The following is a 17501-nucleotide window of genomic DNA, read 5'->3' as shown; positions in this document are numbered from 1 at the left end:
CAGCGGGGCGTACGGGCCGGCCGCCCACGAAGTCGTTAACCTCGACGGATCGAGCGGGAACGGGGTCGCGGGTGCTGGTCGTACAGGGCGGGTGGAGCGCGGGGAGATCCGCACCGGGACGGCTGGTCCTCTGGGCGGAGGATCCTGACCTGCCCCGCACCACGACCTCCCGCGCCCAGCGCCGCCCGCACCCCTTCGCCACCACCGCCCCCACCCTGGCCCTCGCCCTGGGCAACTCCGCCGGAGCCGGAGCCGTGGAGTCCGTTCTCTCCCTGCGGCTGCCCGGCACCACCAAGGGCCCGGTGCCGTCCCCCGAAGCCGGTGGTGAGGCGCCGGCCCGCGGGCTGAAGCTCATCGCCTGGGACACCCCCGTCCTGCTGCTGCCCGGTGACCAGGCCCTCACGGCGCTGGCCACCCTCGCCGATCCGGACGCGGACGCCGACGCGGCCTGGGTGCCGGCCGCTTCCCTGCGCTACCTCTCGCTGCTCGCCGGCTGGGCGTTCGACCTGGCCGGACGGGGTCGCATGTTGCCGCAGCTGGTCACCGAGGCGGGCGTGCCGACCGGGCGCTGGCGGCCGGTGCTGACCGGTGCCGACGCCGGGATGTTCCGGGAGTTCGCCACCGCCCTGCCGCCGGTCTGCCGGGCTTTCGAGCCGGACAGCGACCGCGGCACCACGCTGCGGGACGCGCTCGACGCCCTGGTCGACTCGGCGGCCCGGGCGGTGCTGCCGGAGCGGCTGCTGAAGGGGGCCCGGCCGGGCACTCGGGGCGAGCTCGCCGATCGGTGGGTGTCCGCGCTGACCGCCGACGATCCGGCCCTGCCCGGGGCGAAGCCGGCCGAGGTCGCGGAGCTGAGCGGGTCGCTCGACGCGTGGTTGCGGGCGGCGCACGACGCGAACGGGCCGGTCCGGCTCAGTTTCCGGCTGGTGGAGCCCGAGCCGGAGGAGGACAGCTGGGGGCTGGGGTTCGCCCTGCAGTCGGCCGATGATCCCAGCCTCTATCTGCGCGCCGAGGATCTGTGGACCGGTGCTCAGCTGCCCGGCCTCGCCGCCCGGTCCGACGAGACGCTGCTCGCCGGGCTCGGCCGGGCGTTCCGGCTCTTCCCCGGTCTGCACTCGGCCCTGCTGGAGGCCGAGCCCGCGGGCATGGAGCTGAGCACGGCCGAGGCGCACGGTTTCCTGCAGCAGACGGCACCGTTGTTGCAGGCCGCGGGGTTCGGGGTGCAACTGCCGACATGGGCCGGGCGCAAGGCGGTCGGGCTCAAGCTGACCACCCGCACCAAGAGCAGTACGCCGTCGGGCAAGGCCGCCGCCGATTCCGGGTTCGGGCTGGAGGAGCTCGTCGCGTTCCGGCTCGACCTGGTCATCGGCGATGCCACGGTCAGCGCCGAGGAGCTGGCCGAGCTGGCCCGGCTCAAGGTGCCGCTGGTCCGGGTCCGTGGTCAGTGGGTCGAGCTCGACGACCGGCAGCTGCAGGCCGCGCTGCGGGCGGTCGGGCGCCGCCGCGAGGGTGAACTGACCGTCGGCGAGGTGCTGCAGCAGGTCGCCGACGGTGGCGAGGAGGATCTGCCGCTGGTCGAGGTCGACGCGGACGGCCGGCTCGGCGATCTGCTGTCCGGGGACGCGGACCAGCGACTCGAGCCCCTGGCCACGCCGGCCGGGTTCCGGGGCGTGCTCCGGCCGTACCAGCAGAGGGGTTTGTCCTGGCTGCACTTCCTGGCGCAGCTCGGCCTGGGCGGGGTGCTGGCCGACGACATGGGTCTGGGGAAGACCGCGCAGACGTTGTCGCTGCTGCTGACCGAGCGCGACGACGGCCGGCAGCCGGCTCCGACGCTGCTCATCTGCCCGATGTCGCTGGTCAGCAACTGGCAGAAGGAGGCGGCCCGGTTCGCGCCGTCGCTGCGCGTCACCGTGCATCACGGCGGCACCCGCAAGCGGGCCGAGGAGTTCCGGGAGACCGTCGCGGAGTCCGATGTGGTCATCACGACATACGGCACCGCGCTGCGCGACCTGATCGCCCTGCGCGAGGTCGCCTGGGGGCGCGTCGTCTGCGACGAGGCCCAGGCGATCAAGAACAGCGGCACCCGCCAGGCCCAGGCGGTCCGGTCCATCCCCGCACGGACCCGGCTGGCACTGACGGGTACGCCCGTCGAGAACCACCTCGCCGAGCTCTGGTCCATCATGGAGTTCGCGAATCCCGGGCTGCTCGGGCCCGCGAAACGGTTCCGCAAGAGATTCCAGGAGCCGATCGAGGTGCGCGGTGACGCCGACGCGACCGCGGCCCTCAAACGGGCCACCGGCCCGTTCGTCCTGCGCCGCCTCAAAACCGACAAGTCGATCATCTCCGACCTCCCGGAGAAGAACGAGATGAAGGTGTGGTGCTCGCTGACCGCGGAGCAGGCGACGTTGTACCAGGCCGTGGTCGAGGACATGATGGCCACGATCGAGAGCACCGAGGGCATCCAGCGCCGGGGCAACGTGATCGCGGCGATGACCAAGCTCAAGCAGGTCTGCAACCACCCGGCCCACCTGCTCAAGGACGGCTCCCGGCTGCCGGCCCGCTCGGGCAAGCTGGCCCGGCTCGAGGAGCTGACCGAGGAGATCGTCGCGGACGGCGACAAGGCGCTGATCTTCACGCAGTACTCCGAGTTCGGCACGATGCTGCAGCCCTATCTGGCCGCCCACCTCGACCGGCCGGTGCTCTGGCTGCACGGTGGGCTCACCAAGGCGAAGCGGGACGAGCTGGTCGACCGCTTCCAGAACGACACCGAGCCCATGCTGTTCCTGCTCTCGCTGAAGGCCGCCGGCACCGGCCTCAACCTCACCGCCGCCAACCACGTCATCCACGTCGACCGCTGGTGGAACCCCGCGGTCGAGGACCAGGCCACCGACCGCGCGTTCCGCATCGGCCAGTCCCGCAACGTGCAGGTCCGCAAGTTCATCTGCACGGGCACCCTCGAGGAGAAGATCGACGCCATGATCGAGCGGAAGAAGGCGCTGGCGTCGTCCGTGGTCGGCACCGGCGAGGACTGGGTGACCGGCCTCGACACCGCCCAGCTGCGCGACCTGTTCGCGCTCGACCCGGCGGCGGTGCGCTGACATGCCGGTCGACCCCGACGGACGCTGGTTCGACAGCACCGGCCCGATCCGCGTCGACGGTGGCATCGCGGTCCGCTCCCAGCGCGGCAAGATCGGTTCCCAGTGGTGGTCCCGGCGCTTCGTCGACCTCCTCGAACAGATCTGCCAGCCGGGCCGCCTGGGCCGCGGCCGCGCGTACGCCCGCAAGGGTCAGGTGCTCGACTTCGAGATGGTCCCGGGCCTGGTGACCGGCCGCGTCCAGGGTTCCCGCCCGGATCCGTACGTGGTCACCCTGACCATCCCGGCGTACGACGAAGCACAGTGGACGCGTGTCCTGGCCGCGCTGAGCTCACGGGCCCTGTACCGGGCGGCACTCCTGGCCGGCGAGATGCCCCACGAGATCATCGACGTCTTCGACGAGCTCGGCCTGCCGCTGTTCCCGTCCACCATGGACATGCGCTGCACCTGCCCGGACTGGGGCGTACCGTGCAAACACGCGTCGGCGGTGCTCTATGTCCTGGCCGAGGCGTTCGACGACGACCCGTTCCTGGTGCTGGCCTGGCGGGGCCGCGTCCGTGACGACATCCTGTCCGCCCTGCGCGGCCTCCCCGAGCCCACCGAGGTGCCGGACCCGCTGGCGGTTGACGACGAACCCCTCGACGCCCGCCTCTCCGACTTCTACACCCCATCGATCTCGCTCAGCCGCCTCCGCGAACGCCCGGCCCGTACGACCACGCCGCCGGAGCTCCTGCTGCGAGCCCTCGACCCTCCCCCGGTCCGGGTCCGGCACATCCCCCTGGTGGACCTCCTCCGCCCGGCCTACCGCGACCTGGTCGAGAACGACCCCACCCCCTGACCCACCGCGCGCTCCGGCCGGCGTCATTTATATAGGTTGTTATCTATTGACATGGCGAGTTCATCATTTGATGCTGTGAGAGCGCTCTCCGGCTAGCTCACCAGCCCCGGTGAACGCACCGACGCACCATCCCCAAGCCCTCGCCGCGGTCGAGCCGGGCCGTCGCGAAGCGCTGTGCGCCGCCCGTCGCCCCTTCGTCCCCCGAGGAGTTCCAGTGCGCGCTCCAAGAAGACTCCTGCACGCCCTCGCCGCCCTGGCCATGTCCGTCCCCGTCGCGGTGACCGCGCTCGTCGCACCGGCTGAAGCGGCCGGCCCGGCCCTGCTGCCGGTCACGGTCACCAACAACACCGGCCGTGGCGAGGCCGTCTTCGTGTACGTCATCGGCATCAACCTGAACACCGGCCGGCTCGGTTACGTCAACCAGGGCGGCACGTTCACGCCGTGGCCGGCCGGGGCCAATCCGCCCTCACCCGCCCCCGACGTGGCGATCGGCGGCCCGGGGAACGGCGGGTCGACCACGGTCCAGTTCCCGAAGGGCTTCTCCGGACGGGTCTATTTCTCGCTCGGGGAGAAGCTCAAGTTCTTCCTGACCCCGGACGGCCTGGTCCAGCCGGCCCCGTGGGCGAGCGGCGACGCCAACTACAACATCCTGTTCGACTGGAGCGAGTTCACCTACAACGACGCGGGCCTGTGGCTGAACAGCTCCCAGGTGGACATGTTCGCCGTGCCGCACGCGGTCACCGTGACCGGGGCGAGCGGCGTCACCACCCGGACCGGGGACCCGGTCAGCAACGGGCGCAACAATGTCATCAACGCGGTCAAGGCCCAGTCCGGCTGGGCGAACACGGTCTACACCCGGTCCGACGGTACGGTGCTGCGCGTGCTCGCCCCGGGCAAGGCCGCCGGGGCCGGGCTGCTCAGTTCCACCTACCTCGACTCGTACATCACGTCGGCGTGGAACGCGTACACCAGCAAGGTGCTGACCGTGGTGCCGTTCGGGGACCAGCCCAACACCAAGTACTTCGGTCGTACGTCGGGCAATGTCATGCGTTTCACTAACTCGGCCGGGCAGCAGGTGGCGTCGTTCAACAAGCCGTCGTCCGCGTCGGTGTGGGGCTGTGACGGGGATCTTCCGGCGCCGAACGACCAGGTCGTCGGGCCGATCTCGCGGACGCTCTGTGCCGCGCTCAACCGGGGCACGCTCGGCACCATCGACACGCAGCCGTCGTCCAACGCGGCCCAGTTCTACCAGAACAACCCGACCAATCAGTACGCGAAGATCATCCACCAGAACATGGCGGACGGTAAGGCGTACGCGTTCGCGTTCGACGACGTGGCCAACTTCGAGTCGCTGGTGCACGACGGCGACCCCCGGGCCGCCGGGCTGATCCTGACCCCGTTCGGCTCGGGTGGCACGACCCCGCCGCCCGCCTCGGGTTCGGCCCTGGTCAGCGACTGGAACGGCCGGTGCATCGACATCCCCAACGGCACCGCGGTCGACGGCGCCCGGCTGCAGATGTGGGGCTGCAACAGCAGTGCCGCCCAGAAATGGACATTCCAGAGCGACGGCACCGTACGCGGAGTGGGCATGTGCATGGACCCGGCGGGCGGCGCGCTCACCAACGGCACCCCGGTCCAGCTCGTGACCTGCAACGGCAACCCGGTGCAGCGGTTCACCCTGTCGGGCGCCGGTGACCTGGTCAACGTCTCGGCCAACAAGTGCGTGGACATCGCCGACTGGAACAACACCGACGGTGCCCGGCTGCAGTTGTGGGACTGCGCCGGTACGACGAACCAGAAGTGGCACAAGGGCTGATCCCGGTGCCGCCGGTGCCGGAGCGTTCGCGCCGGCACCGGCATAGGGTCGGATCATGAGTGAGATGAGCTACCGCCGCCTCGGCGATTCCGGCCTGGTCGTCAGCGTCGTCGGGATCGGCTGCAACAACTTCGGCCGCAAGCTGGACCTGGACGGGACCCGGGCCGTGGTCGACGCCGCATTCGACGCGGGCATCACCCTGTTCGACACCGCCGACATCTACGGCACCCCGCACGGGGCGTCGGAGGAGTTGCTCGGACAGACATTGAAGGGCCGCCGCGACGAGATCGTGCTGGCGACCAAGTTCGGCATGGACATGGAGGGCCTGAACGGCGCCGACCGCGGGGCGCGTGGGGCCCGCGGCTACATCGTCCGGGCCGTGGAGGCGTCACTGCGCCGGCTCGGCACCGATTACCTCGACCTCTACCAGATCCACCAGCCCGACGAGGCCACCCCGATCGAGGAGACCCTCGCCGCCCTCGACGATCTGGTACGCGCCGGCAAGGTCCGCTACCTGGGCAACTCCAACTTCGCCGGGTGGCAGATCGCGGACGCCGACTGGACCGCGCGCGGTGCCGGGCTGACCCCGTTCATCAGTGCGCAGAACCAGTACAGCCTCCTGCACCGCGAGGTGGAGACCGAGATCGTGCCCGCGTGCGAACGGTTCGGGCTGGGCCTGCTGCCGTTCTTCCCGCTCGACAGCGGCCTGCTCAGCGGCAAGTACACCCGCGACCAGCAGGCGCCCGAGGGGACCCGGCTGGCCGGCGAGCGCTATCAGCGCTGGCTCGAGGACGCCGACTGGGACACGATCGAGGCGCTGACCGCGTTCGGCGAGCAGCGCGGCCACTCCCTGCTCGACGTGGCGATCGCGGGCCTCGCCGCGCGCCCGGCGGTGTCCAGCGTCATCGCCGGCGCGACCACTCCCGACCAGGTCAAGGCCAACGCGGCGGCCGGCGCCTGGGAGCTGACGGTCGAGGACGTCGCGACCCTCGAAAGCCTCCTGAATGCGTAACGACACGGATCTGGCCATCGCCGCGGCCGAGGCGGGCGCGGCGGTGGTGCTCGGCGCTTTCGGCGACCGTCTGGACCGGGTCGACAAGGGCGCCGGCGACTTCGCCACCGCCGCGGACATCGCCGCTGAGCAGGCGATCCTCGGCCTGCTGCGCACCGAACGGCCGGACGACGACGTGGTCGGCGAGGAGAGCGGCCTGACCGGGGACGGCCGTCAGGGGCGGCGCTGGCTGGTCGATCCGCTCTGCGGAACGCTGAATTACGCGACCGGGGGCATGGCGGTCGCGGTCAATGTGGCGCTGCGGTCGGGCCGGGAAACGGTGGTCGCGGCCGTTGCCGACCCGTTCTCCGGGGAGCTCTTCTGGAGCGATGACACCGGAGCCTGGGTACGCCGTGACGGCCGCGACGAAAAGCTCACCCCGTCACCGGAATCGCGGCTGGTGGACGTCAATCTCGATCCGCCGTTCCCCAACGCCCCGTCGTTCCGGGCCGCGGAACTGCTCGCCGACCCCCGTTTCGGCGCGCAGTTCCGGCCCCGCGTCATCTCCACCACCCTGGCGGTGGCCTGGGTGGCGGCCGGCCGGCGGGCGGCCTATGTCACCGACGGCCGGCTCGAGGAAAGCGTGCACTTCGCCGCCGGGATTGCCCTCTGCCAGGCCGCCGGATGCGTGGTCACCGACCTGCAAGGCCAGCCGATGCACACCGGATCCGGCGGGCTGGTGGTAGCCGCCGATCGGGCCACGCATGAGGTTCTGCTCGGGATTGTTGGGTGACCATTTCCGCAGAATGAAGGGGCCGGGGATCCGTTCCGGAGCGACAGCTCCGTGGATCCCCGGCCCCGGCCTCGACGGGAGTGACGGTCAGCACCACCCACCGAGATACGACATCGGTCCTCAGTCAGCGATCGTCACGATGCGCCGGCGGCGGGCCGCGAAGAATGCGATCGAGCCCATCAGCAGCAGCAACGCTCCGCCGACCAGGACGAAGCCGGTGGGCGCGCCGGTCACCGGGAGGCCGGCGCCGGCGCCCTCGCCCCCGGTGGACAGCTCGACCGTGATCGGGGCGGTGTTGTTCGACGCCTTCGGGTCCTGCTCGCCACCGTCGATCGTGATCTGACCGGCAACCGATGCGTCCGCGTTGTCGGTGATGGTGCCGGTGAAGCTGAACAAGGCTTCTTCGCCCTTCTTCAGGTTGCCCACCGTGAAGCAGAGGTAGCTGCCGGTGTCGATGCGCTCGCAGGCGGCGTCGGGCTTCGTCACCTCGATGCCGGTGGGCAGCCGGATCTCGATCAGGTCGAGCCAGCCCTGCAGGATGCCGAGGGTCGCCGCCGGGCCGTTGTTGCGCACGCCGACCTTGACCGTACGGGTGTCGCCGACCTCCCCGGCGAACGTGCCACCGACCGCGGCGCTGTCCGCGGGGTTGGTGGGCACCTTGATGAAGAACGACGCGACGTTGTCGAACTCGTTGAGCTCGTTCTCGTCGATGTCGCGGTCGTCGACGGCGAGGCTGCTCGCGGCCGGTTCCAGGCGCAGCGCGGACGGGTCGTCACCATCCGGCAGCTCGAGGCCGGGCAGGCCCAGTTCGTCGATGTCGTCCAGGGCCAGCGCGACCACGCCGAGGAAGTAGGAGCCCGGGCCGGGTGCGTCCGCGGCGACCTTGACCTTGAGCGGCGAGCTGCCGCCGAGGGTGAACAGGTCGCCGCCCTCCACCTTCTGGTCGAAGACGCAGACGACGGCGAAGATCTCCTTGACCTCTTCGCAGTTCGGGTACCTGGCCGGGAACTCGAGGTAGGGCTGGCCGACCAGCACCACGGCCACGCCGTTCGCGGTCTTGTTGCCGGCGTTGCGGACCAGCACCGGGACCGTGGCGGACTTGCCCGCGGCCACCGTCATGTCACTGATCGGGGCGACCTCGAGGTCGATCCCGGACGTGGTGGAGAGCACCGTGATCGGCGTCGCGTCCGTCCAGGCGCCGGTGTCGGCCTGGACGCCGACCTCGAACGTCGCCCCCAGGTACGGCAGGTCGGCGGTGGGCCGGACGGTGAACGTGTACGACTTCGTGACGCCGCGCCCCAGGTCACCGACGGTGCAGCCGGTCTGGTCGCTGCCCTTCGGGGCGGTGAACCCGACGGTGGCCGGGATCGGCGCGGCCGCGGTGCCGAACGTGACGCGCACGTTCGTCGCGGGCTGGTCACCGATGTTGACCACCTGGAACGTGACGCTCTTGGACGTGCCGTCGACGGCGACGATCCGCTCCGGGACGATGACCGAGACGAACGACTGCTCGTCATCCTGGTCGTCCCAGGGGTCCGTCGGCTCGACCGACGCCGACGCCGAGGGTGACGCCGATGCCGAGGGTGACGCTGACGGCGATGCCGACAGCGACGGCGAGGTCGACAGGGACGGCGCCGGCGTTGACGGTTCGGCATGCGCGGGCAGGGTCGCACCGGCGGTGGCCAGTGCGGTGGCGAGGACAGGCAGCGCGAGGCGGCCCAGGGTGTGCAGACGCATGATCACCGTTTCGATCAGGTGAGAGGTCCGCAGAGAGTAGGGGACGGAACCGTTCCGTCGCTACCCCTACACCTGGGCGAACAACGGGCCGTCGACCGGCAGCGCGGGCGCTTCGCCCCGCTCAGCGGCACGTCGGGCGAATTCGCGCAGCCCGGCGATCTGTTCCTCGCCGAGCGAGAAGTCGAGCGCCCGGAAGTAGGTGGCCAGTGTCTCGGCGCTGAACGGCTCCCAGCGCGCGGCCGACTCGGCGACGGTGTCCAGCTCGGCCAGGCAGAGGTCGCGGGAGCGCTGGAACGCCTCGTGCACGTCCTTGACCACGCCCGGGTTCGCGGCGGCGAAGTCCTTGCGCACCGCCCACACCGCGAAGACCATCGGCAGCCCGGTCCACTCGCGCCAGGCCTCGGCCAGGTCCACGACCTCGAGGCCGAGCGCCGGCGCCTCGTAGAGCGCGCGCAGCGCCGGGTCGCCGATCAGCACGCCGGCGTCGGCCTCCAGCAGCATCTGGCTCAGGTCGGGCGGGCAGCGGAAGTATTCCGGCTCGACGTGGTAGCGGTCGCTGAGCACCATCTGGCCGAGCAGCACACCGGTGCGCGAGGTCGAGCCCAGCGCGACCGGGCGGCCGTCGAGCTCGCCGAGCGGCCGGGTGGAGACGATGTTGACCGACAGCACCCGGTCGGCGGCACCGACCGCGAGGTTCGGCAGGAGCAGCAGGTCGTCGGCGTTGCGGAGGTATTCGACCAGCGAGATCGGGCCGATGTCCAGGTCACCGGCGACCAGCGCGGCGTTCAGGCGGTCCGGGGTGTCCTTGTACAGATCGACGTCGAGCAGTGCGCCGGAGCGCATCAGACCCCAGTAGATCGGGAGGCAGTTGAGGAACTGGATGTGCCCGACCCGGGGGCGCCGCACTGCATCGTCACTCATGCCCCGACGCTATCCCCGAGGGGTTGCGACACCCCTGGCTCGGCCGCCTGTGAGGGACCTTTCTCACGTTGCGAGCTATCGGCCCTGAAGACAGGGGTAATGGAGGCGGCGACCGCGATCAGACCGGCGATCCCGGCGGCGGCTACCAGGGGTCGCGGGGCGAAAAGCTCGAGCAACGGCCCGCCGGCCAGGAAGCCGGCCATCCCGCCGACCTGGACGATCGAGCCCATGGCGGCGAACGCGCGCCCCCGGGCCGCCACCGGCACCCGTTCGGCGACCACCACCCCGCTGAACACGTTGAGACCGCCGTTGCACACGCCGCCCGCGAACCACAGCGGCACCATCACCAGCGCGTTCGGCACCCCGGAGGCGGCCAGCACGGCGACGCAGCAGCCGGCGGCGAGCAGCAGGATGATCCGGACCAGCCGGGCCGGGTCGGTCCACCGCCGCCCGAGCCGCCCGAACAGCTGCGCGCCGGCCAGCGCCCCGGCCACCCAGGTCGCGCTGATCAGGCCGAACATCGTGGTCGAGGAGTGCAGCGTCTCCCGCACGAAGAAAACCTCGATCACGTTGATCGCGCCAACCCCGGCGACGGTCCCGGCCACCGCGACGACCATCGCCGTGACCAGCTTGTCGTCACGCAGGCGCCAGCGTACGAGCACGGTGGCGGGGGCGACGGACCTCCGGCGGGTACGCAGCAGCAGCCCGGCCGCCACCAGCGACAGATAGCTGAGCGCGTCGATGAGCAGGGGCACCCGGGGTCCCAGCTGCCCGACCAGCACGCCGGCCAGCGCCGGGGCGATCAGCGCCCCGATGTTCGTCGCGGTCTGGGTGATGCCGCCGGCCCGGGCCATGTCCTCCCGCCGGACCATCGAGGGCAGCAGCGCCGCGAGCGTCGGCTGGGTGATCGCCAGCCCGCAGGCCAGCACGGCGACCAACGCGATGATCAGCGCGGGCGAGCTCACGAACGCGAGCACGGCGCAGATCGCCGCCTGGGCCACCCCCGCGAGGACCAGCACCGTACGGCTGTCCGCCCGGTCCGCGATCCGCCCGGCGACCGGCGCGAGCAGCGCGATCGGGGCGACCGCGGCCAGCATCAGCGCCGAGACGACGAGCCCTCCGGCGCCGGCCTGCTGCAGGGCGAGGGCGAGCGCGGTGGCGGCGAGCAGGTCGCCGCAGACCGAGATTCCCCGCGCGGCGGCGGCGATACGGACGTCACGCCAGCACGAACCGTCAGATGTGAAGGACATACTTCGAAAATAATCCTTCACATCTGCTCCTGGCAACCCTCAATCGATGGGCACCACCGAGTACTGCAACGCGACCGGCCGGGCACCCGCGGGCGCGTTCCCGATCCGGTCCCGCCGCCGGTACCGATCGACCAGCTCCTTGACCTTGGTGTTGAGCTCGGTCAGCTCCTCCGCGGTGACCAGCAGCATCGGCATCATCAGCGAGGCAGCCGCCTGCCACACCTCGGGCTCGTCATGCGACGTCGCGAACCACTGCTGACGCCGGGCGTCGCCCACGGCCAGCCACACGTCGATCAACGCCTGCTCGGCGGCGCGGGCCTCCGGCTCACCGACATCACCATCGACGTTCACCCCGGTGTACGTGCTGCGCCACAGCCGCTCGCGCCCGTCCCCCCGGCTCGGCGCCTGCTCGACCAGCCCCACCTTCGCCAGCTCCCGCAGGTGATAGCTGGTGGCACTCGGCGACAACCCGACCAGCTCCGCACACTGCGTAGCGGTCACCACGTCCCCGGTGCTGCCCAGATGCTCGATGATCGCGATCCGAGCGGGATGGGCCATCGCCCGCATGACCCGCGGCTCGGTCACATGCGCGGCAGTACGCTCCTCAGCCATCCCAGAATGATCCCCCGTTTAATTCGATCGCTCGTGGGTGGGTTGGGGCGTAGGCTGTTGGGCTCGCCCGCGGGGAACGCGCGCTTCTCAACCGGGCACTGCCGACACCGCACCCAGGGAAACCGCACCCAGGATTTCCTGTACGGAGCGCCGGGCGGCCCAGGTCAGCCGAACCACCATCACCGACGCCGGAAGGTTCCTCGGATGACGCTGCCTGCCCACTCCGACCTCGATGACGATCTTCTCGCCGAACGCCGGCACCTGCTCGAATCCCGCGCCGCTCTCGGGCGCATGCGGGACCGGGCCGAGAACCTGTTCTCCTCCTCGTCCGACGTGGCCGGGGATCCGTTCGCCGCCGAGACGCTCGGGCGCGCACTCATGAAACGGGTCGCCGACCTGGCCGACGATCCCACCACCCCGCTGTTCTTCGGCAAGCTCGACATCGCCGCGGAGGCGTACCACATCGGGCGCCGGCACGTCACCGACGATGCCGGGGAGCCGATGGTGCTCGACTGGCGGGCGCCCCTGTCGCAGTCGTTCTACCAGGCCAGCGTGCGGGAGCCGCGGGGTGTTTCCACGCGCCGCCGGTTCGGGTTCGTCAAGGGGGAGCTGACCAGCTTCGAGGACGAGCACCTCGACCGCGGTGAGGAGCTCGGCACCGGCAGCCGGATCCTGACCGCCGAGATCGAGCGGCCGCGGGTCGGGCCGATGCGTGACATCGTCGCCACGATCCAGCCCGAGCAGGACGTGCTGGTCCGGGCCGACCTCGAGGAGTCCATCTGCGTGCAGGGCGCGCCCGGCACCGGTAAGACCGCGGTGGGGCTGCACCGGGCCGCGTTCCTGCTGTACGCGCACCGCGAACGGTTGCGCCGCTCGGGCGTGCTCATCGTCGGCCCGAACAACGCGTTCCTCGGTTACATCTCGGCGGTGCTCCCGGCCCTGGGCGAGGTCCAGGTCAAGCAGTCCACCGTGGAGGGGCTGATCTCCCGCGTACCCGTCAAGGGTTCGGACAGTGACGCCGCCGCCCTGCTGAAGCACGATCCCCGGATGGCCGAGGTGTTGCGGCGGGCGTTGTGGGGGCGGCTGGCGAAACCCACCGACCCGATGATGGTGTCCGACGGCTCGTACCGGTGGCGGATCGACATCGAACCGCTGCGCCGCCTCGTCGACGAGGCCCGGCGGGAGGATCTGCCCTACGCGGTCGGGCGGGAGCGGGTCCGGGCCCGGGTGGTCGGGTTGCTGCAGCGGCAGTCGGAGTACCGTACCGGCAATTCGCCGAGCGAGACCTGGCTGAAGAAGATGTCCAAGATCGCTCAGGTACGGGATTTCCTGGACGCCGCCTGGCCCGCGGTGACCCCGGACGCGCTGGTGGTGTCGTTGCTCACCGACGCCAGGATGCTCGCCGCCGCGGCCGAGGGCATCCTGAGCGCCGAGGAGCAGGCCACGCTGCTATGGGCCAAGGCGCCCAAGACCCCTAAATCGGCGAAGTTCAGTGCCGCGGACCTGCTGCTGCTCGACGAGGCCTCCGGGTTGCTGGAGCGGGAGCAGAGTTACGGGCACGTGGTCGTCGACGAGGCCCAGGACCTCTCCCCCATGCAGGCCCGGGCGATCGCCCGGCGCAGCGAGCACGGGTCGATCACGCTGCTCGGCGACCTGGCCCAGGGCACCGCGCCGTGGGCCGCGTCCCGGTGGCAGGACACGCTCGGTCACCTCGGTAAGGCCGGGGCCGCGGTGGTGCCACTGACGGTCGGTTTCCGCGTACCCGCATCGGTTGTGGCGCTCGCGAACCGCCTGCTGCCGGCGCTCGGGGTCGACGTACCCGAGGCTGTTTCCCTGCGTCGCGACGGTGACCTCGCCCTGGTCGCGGTGCCGGACCCGGCGGAGCTGGACGCGGCCGTCCTGGTCGAGGTCACCGCGGCGCTGGAGCACGAGGGATCGGTCGCGGTCATCGCCGCGGACACGGCGGTCGGCCGGCTGCACAAGCAGCTGGCGGCGGCGGGCATCGAGACCGCGACCCCCGACGACGTCGACACCGAGGCGCGCGTCACGGTGGTCCCGGCCACGATCGTCAAGGGCCTCGAGTACGACCACGTCGTCGTGGTCGAGCCGGCCGAGATCGTCGCGGCCGAACCCAAGGGCCTCAACCGGCTGTACGTGGTCCTGACCCGAGCCGTGTCCCGGCTCTCGGTCGTCCACGCGTTGCCCCTGCCCGAGCCGCTCTAAAGCGGCTTGACCCAGCGGGACCATTCCGGCTGGGGGTGGTACCCGTCGGCGGCCCAGACCGCGTGGGCCGCCTCGTTGTCCGCGAGGACCATGGCGTCGGCCCGGGTCCCGCCCAGCGCCTCGAAGCGGCGCTCAGCGGCGGCGATCAGCGCTCGACCGATCCCGCTCCGACGCCGCGACGGGTCCACCGCCAGGCGGTACAGGTGACAGCGCCATCCGTCCCAGCCCGCGATGATCGTCCCGACGATCGTGGCACCGTCCACAGCCAGGATCAGCGCGTCCGGGTCGCGTATGTACAGGGCGGCCAGCGCGACACGGCTGTCGGCGGGCCGGTTGGCGTTCTCGGCGGCCCGCTGCCAGAACATGAGTACGTCGTCGAGCTCACGAGCCTCGGCTACCCGTAGTACCGGTTGTTTCACCCCAAGATCGTAAATTGGGGTGTACGTATGGTCCTATCGCTTTCCCTGTGGTCGGCGTTTCAGTTGAACTTCCGACTGTGCGGCCCACGCGCTGGCATCGTGGTGCAACGATCTATCCATGACCCATCCGATGCCCGGGGTGCCGAACTGGGTGGATCTGGGCACGTCCGACCTTCAGGACGCGATCCGGTTCTACACACAGTTGTTCGGCTGGGAAGCAGAGATCTCCGGTGCGGAGTACGGCGGTTACACGACGTTCCGCATCGACGGCCGGGCCACCGCGGGTGCCGGTCCCACGTTCGGCGAGGGCCAGCCGACGGCCTGGAGCACGTACATCGCGACCGACGACGCCGACGCGGTCACCGCCCGGGTCGCGGCCGCCGGCGGCAAGGTTCTCGTGCCACCGTTCGACGTGATGTACCAGGGCCGGATGGCGGCGTTCCTCGACCAGGCCGGCGCCCCGTTCAGCGTCTGGCAGGCCGGCACGATGAAGGGCGCCGACATCTTCGACGTACCCGGCGCGCTGACCTGGAACGAACTGGTCACCCGCGACATCGAGGGCTCGGCCGCGTTCTACGGCGACGTGTTCGGCTGGGTCGCCCGGGAAAGCTCCATGGGCGACCTGCCGTACATCATCTGGGAGTACGCGGGCGAGACCATCGCCGGCATGCAGCAGATGGACGCCACCTGGCCGCACGACCTCCCACCACACTGGATGATCTCGTTCGCGGTCGCCGACTGCGACGACGCCGCGGGCTACGCCCAGTCCCTCGGCGGCCGGGTCCTGCAGTCCCCGTCCGACCTGGCCATCGGCCGGCACGCCGTGCTGGAGGACCCCCAAGGCGGCGCCTTCGCGGTCCTCCAGAACGATCAGCAGTAGGTGCCGGCCTTACCGATCACCTTGTACGGGCAGTCCGCCGCCTCGGCCAGCAGCAGAGCCGACTCCCGGTTCCGCGCGGTCTCCCGGGCGATGACACTGCCCGGCGGGTAGAAACCGCCCCCGGACGAGCTGGTCGGGTACATCTCGAACGTGTACGCGAAGATCTTGTGCGTGCCCCACAGATAGTCGAGCAGGTCACCATCGGTGATGTACAGCGCGCTCGACTGCTCCGGCGTGTAATTGTTGGTCGCGGCCATCTGCCGGCCCAGCGTCGCGAACGTGCTGTTCTGGTCCGCGGTCATCCCGGTCGTGGTCGCCGCGTTCGTGTACCCGAACGGCCACAGCACCAGCTCCGAGTACGTGTGGAAGTCCATGGCGGCCTTGATCTGCTGCACACCCCCGACCACCCGGCTCAGCACGAAGTCCCGCACGACCTTGGTCTCCGGAGCCGAGAACGCGGCCGTCCCGCGATACGTTTCCGAGGACGGGCTGGTCGACGAGCCGCCACAGCAGCCCCAGCGGTAACCGTAGTTGCGGTTCAGGTCGGTCCCGACGTACGAAGAACCGCTGTTGGGCTGCCTGTTCTTGCGCCACGACCGGTAACTTCCGGTGGCGATGTCGTACTCGGACCCGTCCGGGTTGACCGACGGAATGATCCAGATCTCCCGGCTGTCGACGACGCTCTTCACCCGGCTGTCGCTCGCGTAACTGCCGGTGTACAGCTTGAGCAGGTACAACGCCATCTCGACGGTCAGGTGCTCCCGAGCATGATGGTTGGCGTCATACAGCACCTCGGGTTCGGCCTCATCGGTGCCGACATTGTCCGAGATCTTCACCGCGACGATGTCCCGGCCCTCGTAGGTCTTGCCGAGCACCCGCTTGCTGGCAATGCTCGGATACTGCGCGACAGCCGCGTTGACCTCGGCGGTCATCTCCGCATAGTTGTGATACAACGTGTCCCGGGTCGGGAAGTCCAAAATGGAGGCATCGTCGACCTTCCGCACGGTGAAGCCGAGCGCTTCCAGCGTACGAACCTCACGAGCAGTAGCGGTAACCTCCACCACCGCATGCTCCACGGCGTCGATCGAGGCTCCGGTGCCGGCGATAAGGTTACGCTGGGCAAGGGTCCGGACATCATAGATCTCGTACGCGGCCGAACTGTCGTCGCGAAGCCCGGCGGCTTGCGCATTGGCGGGCTGGACGTCAGCGGGCTGCACCGCGGCAGCGGCAACGAGAGCCAGGCCGGCGGTAGCGGCGACCAGGCCGATGAAGCGTCGTCTCATGAACGACCTCCGGTGGGTGTCAGAGGGGGTTCTGGCCCCTTGACATCACCATCTATATCGATGGTTGGCTATATGCCAGTTGCCCCCGTACCCCGACATGATGGCCACCTTCCGGATGACTGACGCCCAGGTCAGCACAGATGCGCCAACCCGACAGGGCGGCCCAGGTCAGCACCACGCGAGCAACCCGCCTCCCGAATCGCCGAACTCGGCCCCGGCGCCCAGCTCCGCCTGAGCAGCCGGGCCCATCAGAGTGCCCGGCCGGCCCGAGCGATCCAGTTCAGCCTGAGCGAGCAGGCCAGCCTGAGCGAGCAGGCCAGCCCGAGCGAGCAGGCCAGCCCGAGCGAGCAGGCCAGCCCGAGCGAGCAGGCCAGCCCGAGCGAGCAGGCCAGCCCGAGCGAGCAGGCCAGCCTGAGTGCGCGGCTCGCTCAGAGCGCGCGGCTCGCTCAGAGCGCGCGGCTCGCTCAGAGCGCGCGGCTGAGCCTGAGCAACCAGCTCGGCCTGAGCCGGGATGCCGGCGTCCGCCGCTGGGGCCGGGTCGGCCGTGGGGCCGGGTCGGCCGTGGGGCCGGGTCGGCCGTGGGGCCGGGTCGGCCGTGGGGCCGGGTCGGCCGTGGGGCCGGGTCGGCCGTGGGGCCGGGTCG

Annotated in this window: 12 protein-coding genes and 1 pseudogene; 7 read left to right on the top strand and 6 right to left on the bottom strand. The window is 70.6% G+C overall.

What is annotated here, in order from left to right; genetic code table 11:
* Positions 1-71: 71 nt before the first annotated feature.
* The 5 genes from ACIA6A_RS21910 (at position 72) to ACIA6A_RS21890 (ending at position 7533) form a co-directional block, all read left to right on the top strand.
* A complete protein-coding gene (locus tag ACIA6A_RS21910) occupies positions 72-3098 on the top strand; it encodes a DEAD/DEAH box helicase (RefSeq protein ID WP_396099630.1) in 3027 nt (1008 codons plus the stop codon).
* A gap of 1 nt (position 3099) precedes the next feature.
* On the top strand, positions 3100-3933 hold the full coding sequence (locus ACIA6A_RS21905; RefSeq protein WP_396099629.1) for an SWIM zinc finger family protein: 834 nt from the start codon (positions 3100-3102) through the stop codon (positions 3931-3933).
* 214 nt (positions 3934-4147) lie between these two features.
* Positions 4148-5749 (top strand): beta-1,3-glucanase family protein, encoded by a 1602-nt coding sequence (locus ACIA6A_RS21900; protein WP_396099628.1) that lies wholly within the window; start codon positions 4148-4150, stop codon positions 5747-5749.
* Positions 5750-5804: 55 nt separating this feature from the next.
* On the top strand, positions 5805-6761 hold the full coding sequence (locus ACIA6A_RS21895) for an aldo/keto reductase (protein WP_396099627.1): 957 nt from the start codon (positions 5805-5807) through the stop codon (positions 6759-6761).
* On the top strand, positions 6754-7533 hold the full coding sequence (locus tag ACIA6A_RS21890; protein WP_396099626.1) for an inositol monophosphatase family protein: 780 nt from the start codon (positions 6754-6756) through the stop codon (positions 7531-7533). Before ACIA6A_RS21895 ends, ACIA6A_RS21890 begins: the two co-directional genes overlap by 8 nt.
* Positions 7534-7653: 120 nt before the next feature.
* Here ACIA6A_RS21890 and ACIA6A_RS21885 read toward each other — a convergent pair whose 3' ends face one another.
* The 4 genes from ACIA6A_RS21885 to ACIA6A_RS21870 form a co-directional block, all read right to left on the bottom strand.
* Complete coding sequence (locus ACIA6A_RS21885) at positions 7654-9270, bottom strand: hypothetical protein (RefSeq protein ID WP_396099625.1); 1617 nt, start codon at positions 9268-9270, stop codon at positions 7654-7656.
* A gap of 66 nt (positions 9271-9336) precedes the next feature.
* On the bottom strand, positions 9337-10191 hold the full coding sequence (locus tag ACIA6A_RS21880) for a menaquinone biosynthetic enzyme MqnA/MqnD family protein (RefSeq protein ID WP_396099624.1): 855 nt from the start codon (positions 10189-10191) through the stop codon (positions 9337-9339).
* Positions 10188-11441 carry an MFS transporter gene (locus ACIA6A_RS21875; RefSeq protein WP_396099622.1) on the bottom strand — a complete coding sequence of 418 codons (1254 nt, stop codon included), beginning with the start codon at positions 11439-11441 and terminating at the stop codon, positions 10188-10190. Before ACIA6A_RS21875 ends, ACIA6A_RS21880 begins: the two co-directional genes overlap by 4 nt.
* A 39-nt stretch (positions 11442-11480) precedes the next feature.
* Positions 11481-12053: an ArsR/SmtB family transcription factor gene (locus ACIA6A_RS21870; RefSeq protein ID WP_396099621.1), complete on the bottom strand. Its 573-nt coding sequence runs from the start codon at positions 12051-12053 to the stop codon at positions 11481-11483.
* Between the two features lie 204 nt (positions 12054-12257).
* Here ACIA6A_RS21870 and ACIA6A_RS21865 point away from each other — a divergent pair, with 204 nt between their 5' ends.
* Complete coding sequence (locus ACIA6A_RS21865; RefSeq protein WP_396099620.1) at positions 12258-14276, top strand: HelD family protein; 2019 nt, start codon at positions 12258-12260, stop codon at positions 14274-14276.
* Here the strand turns inward: ACIA6A_RS21865 and ACIA6A_RS21860 are convergent.
* The gene (locus tag ACIA6A_RS21860; protein ID WP_396099619.1) at positions 14273-14695 is read right to left on the bottom strand and encodes a GNAT family N-acetyltransferase; all 423 of its coding nucleotides are present in this window, start codon (positions 14693-14695) and stop codon (positions 14273-14275) included. The genes ACIA6A_RS21865 and ACIA6A_RS21860 overlap by 4 nt on opposite strands.
* A gap of 118 nt (positions 14696-14813) precedes the next feature.
* On the opposite strand from ACIA6A_RS21860, the gene ACIA6A_RS21855 reads away from it, so the two are divergent.
* A complete protein-coding gene (locus tag ACIA6A_RS21855; protein WP_396099618.1) occupies positions 14814-15575 on the top strand; it encodes a VOC family protein in 762 nt (253 codons plus the stop codon).
* Here the strand turns inward: ACIA6A_RS21855 and ACIA6A_RS21850 are convergent.
* A pseudogene (locus ACIA6A_RS21850) lies at positions 15569-16858 on the bottom strand (M14 family metallopeptidase); the annotation flags it as partial. The gene ACIA6A_RS21855 and the pseudogene ACIA6A_RS21850 overlap by 7 nt on opposite strands.
* Between the last annotated feature and the right edge of the window lie 643 nt (positions 16859-17501).

This window comes from Actinoplanes sp. NPDC051494, from assembly GCF_044454705.1.
Taxonomy (GTDB): domain Bacteria; phylum Actinomycetota; class Actinomycetes; order Mycobacteriales; family Micromonosporaceae; genus Actinoplanes.
The sequence above is the reverse complement of the archived record's forward strand: the minus strand, read 5'-3'. Positions and strand labels throughout refer to the sequence as shown.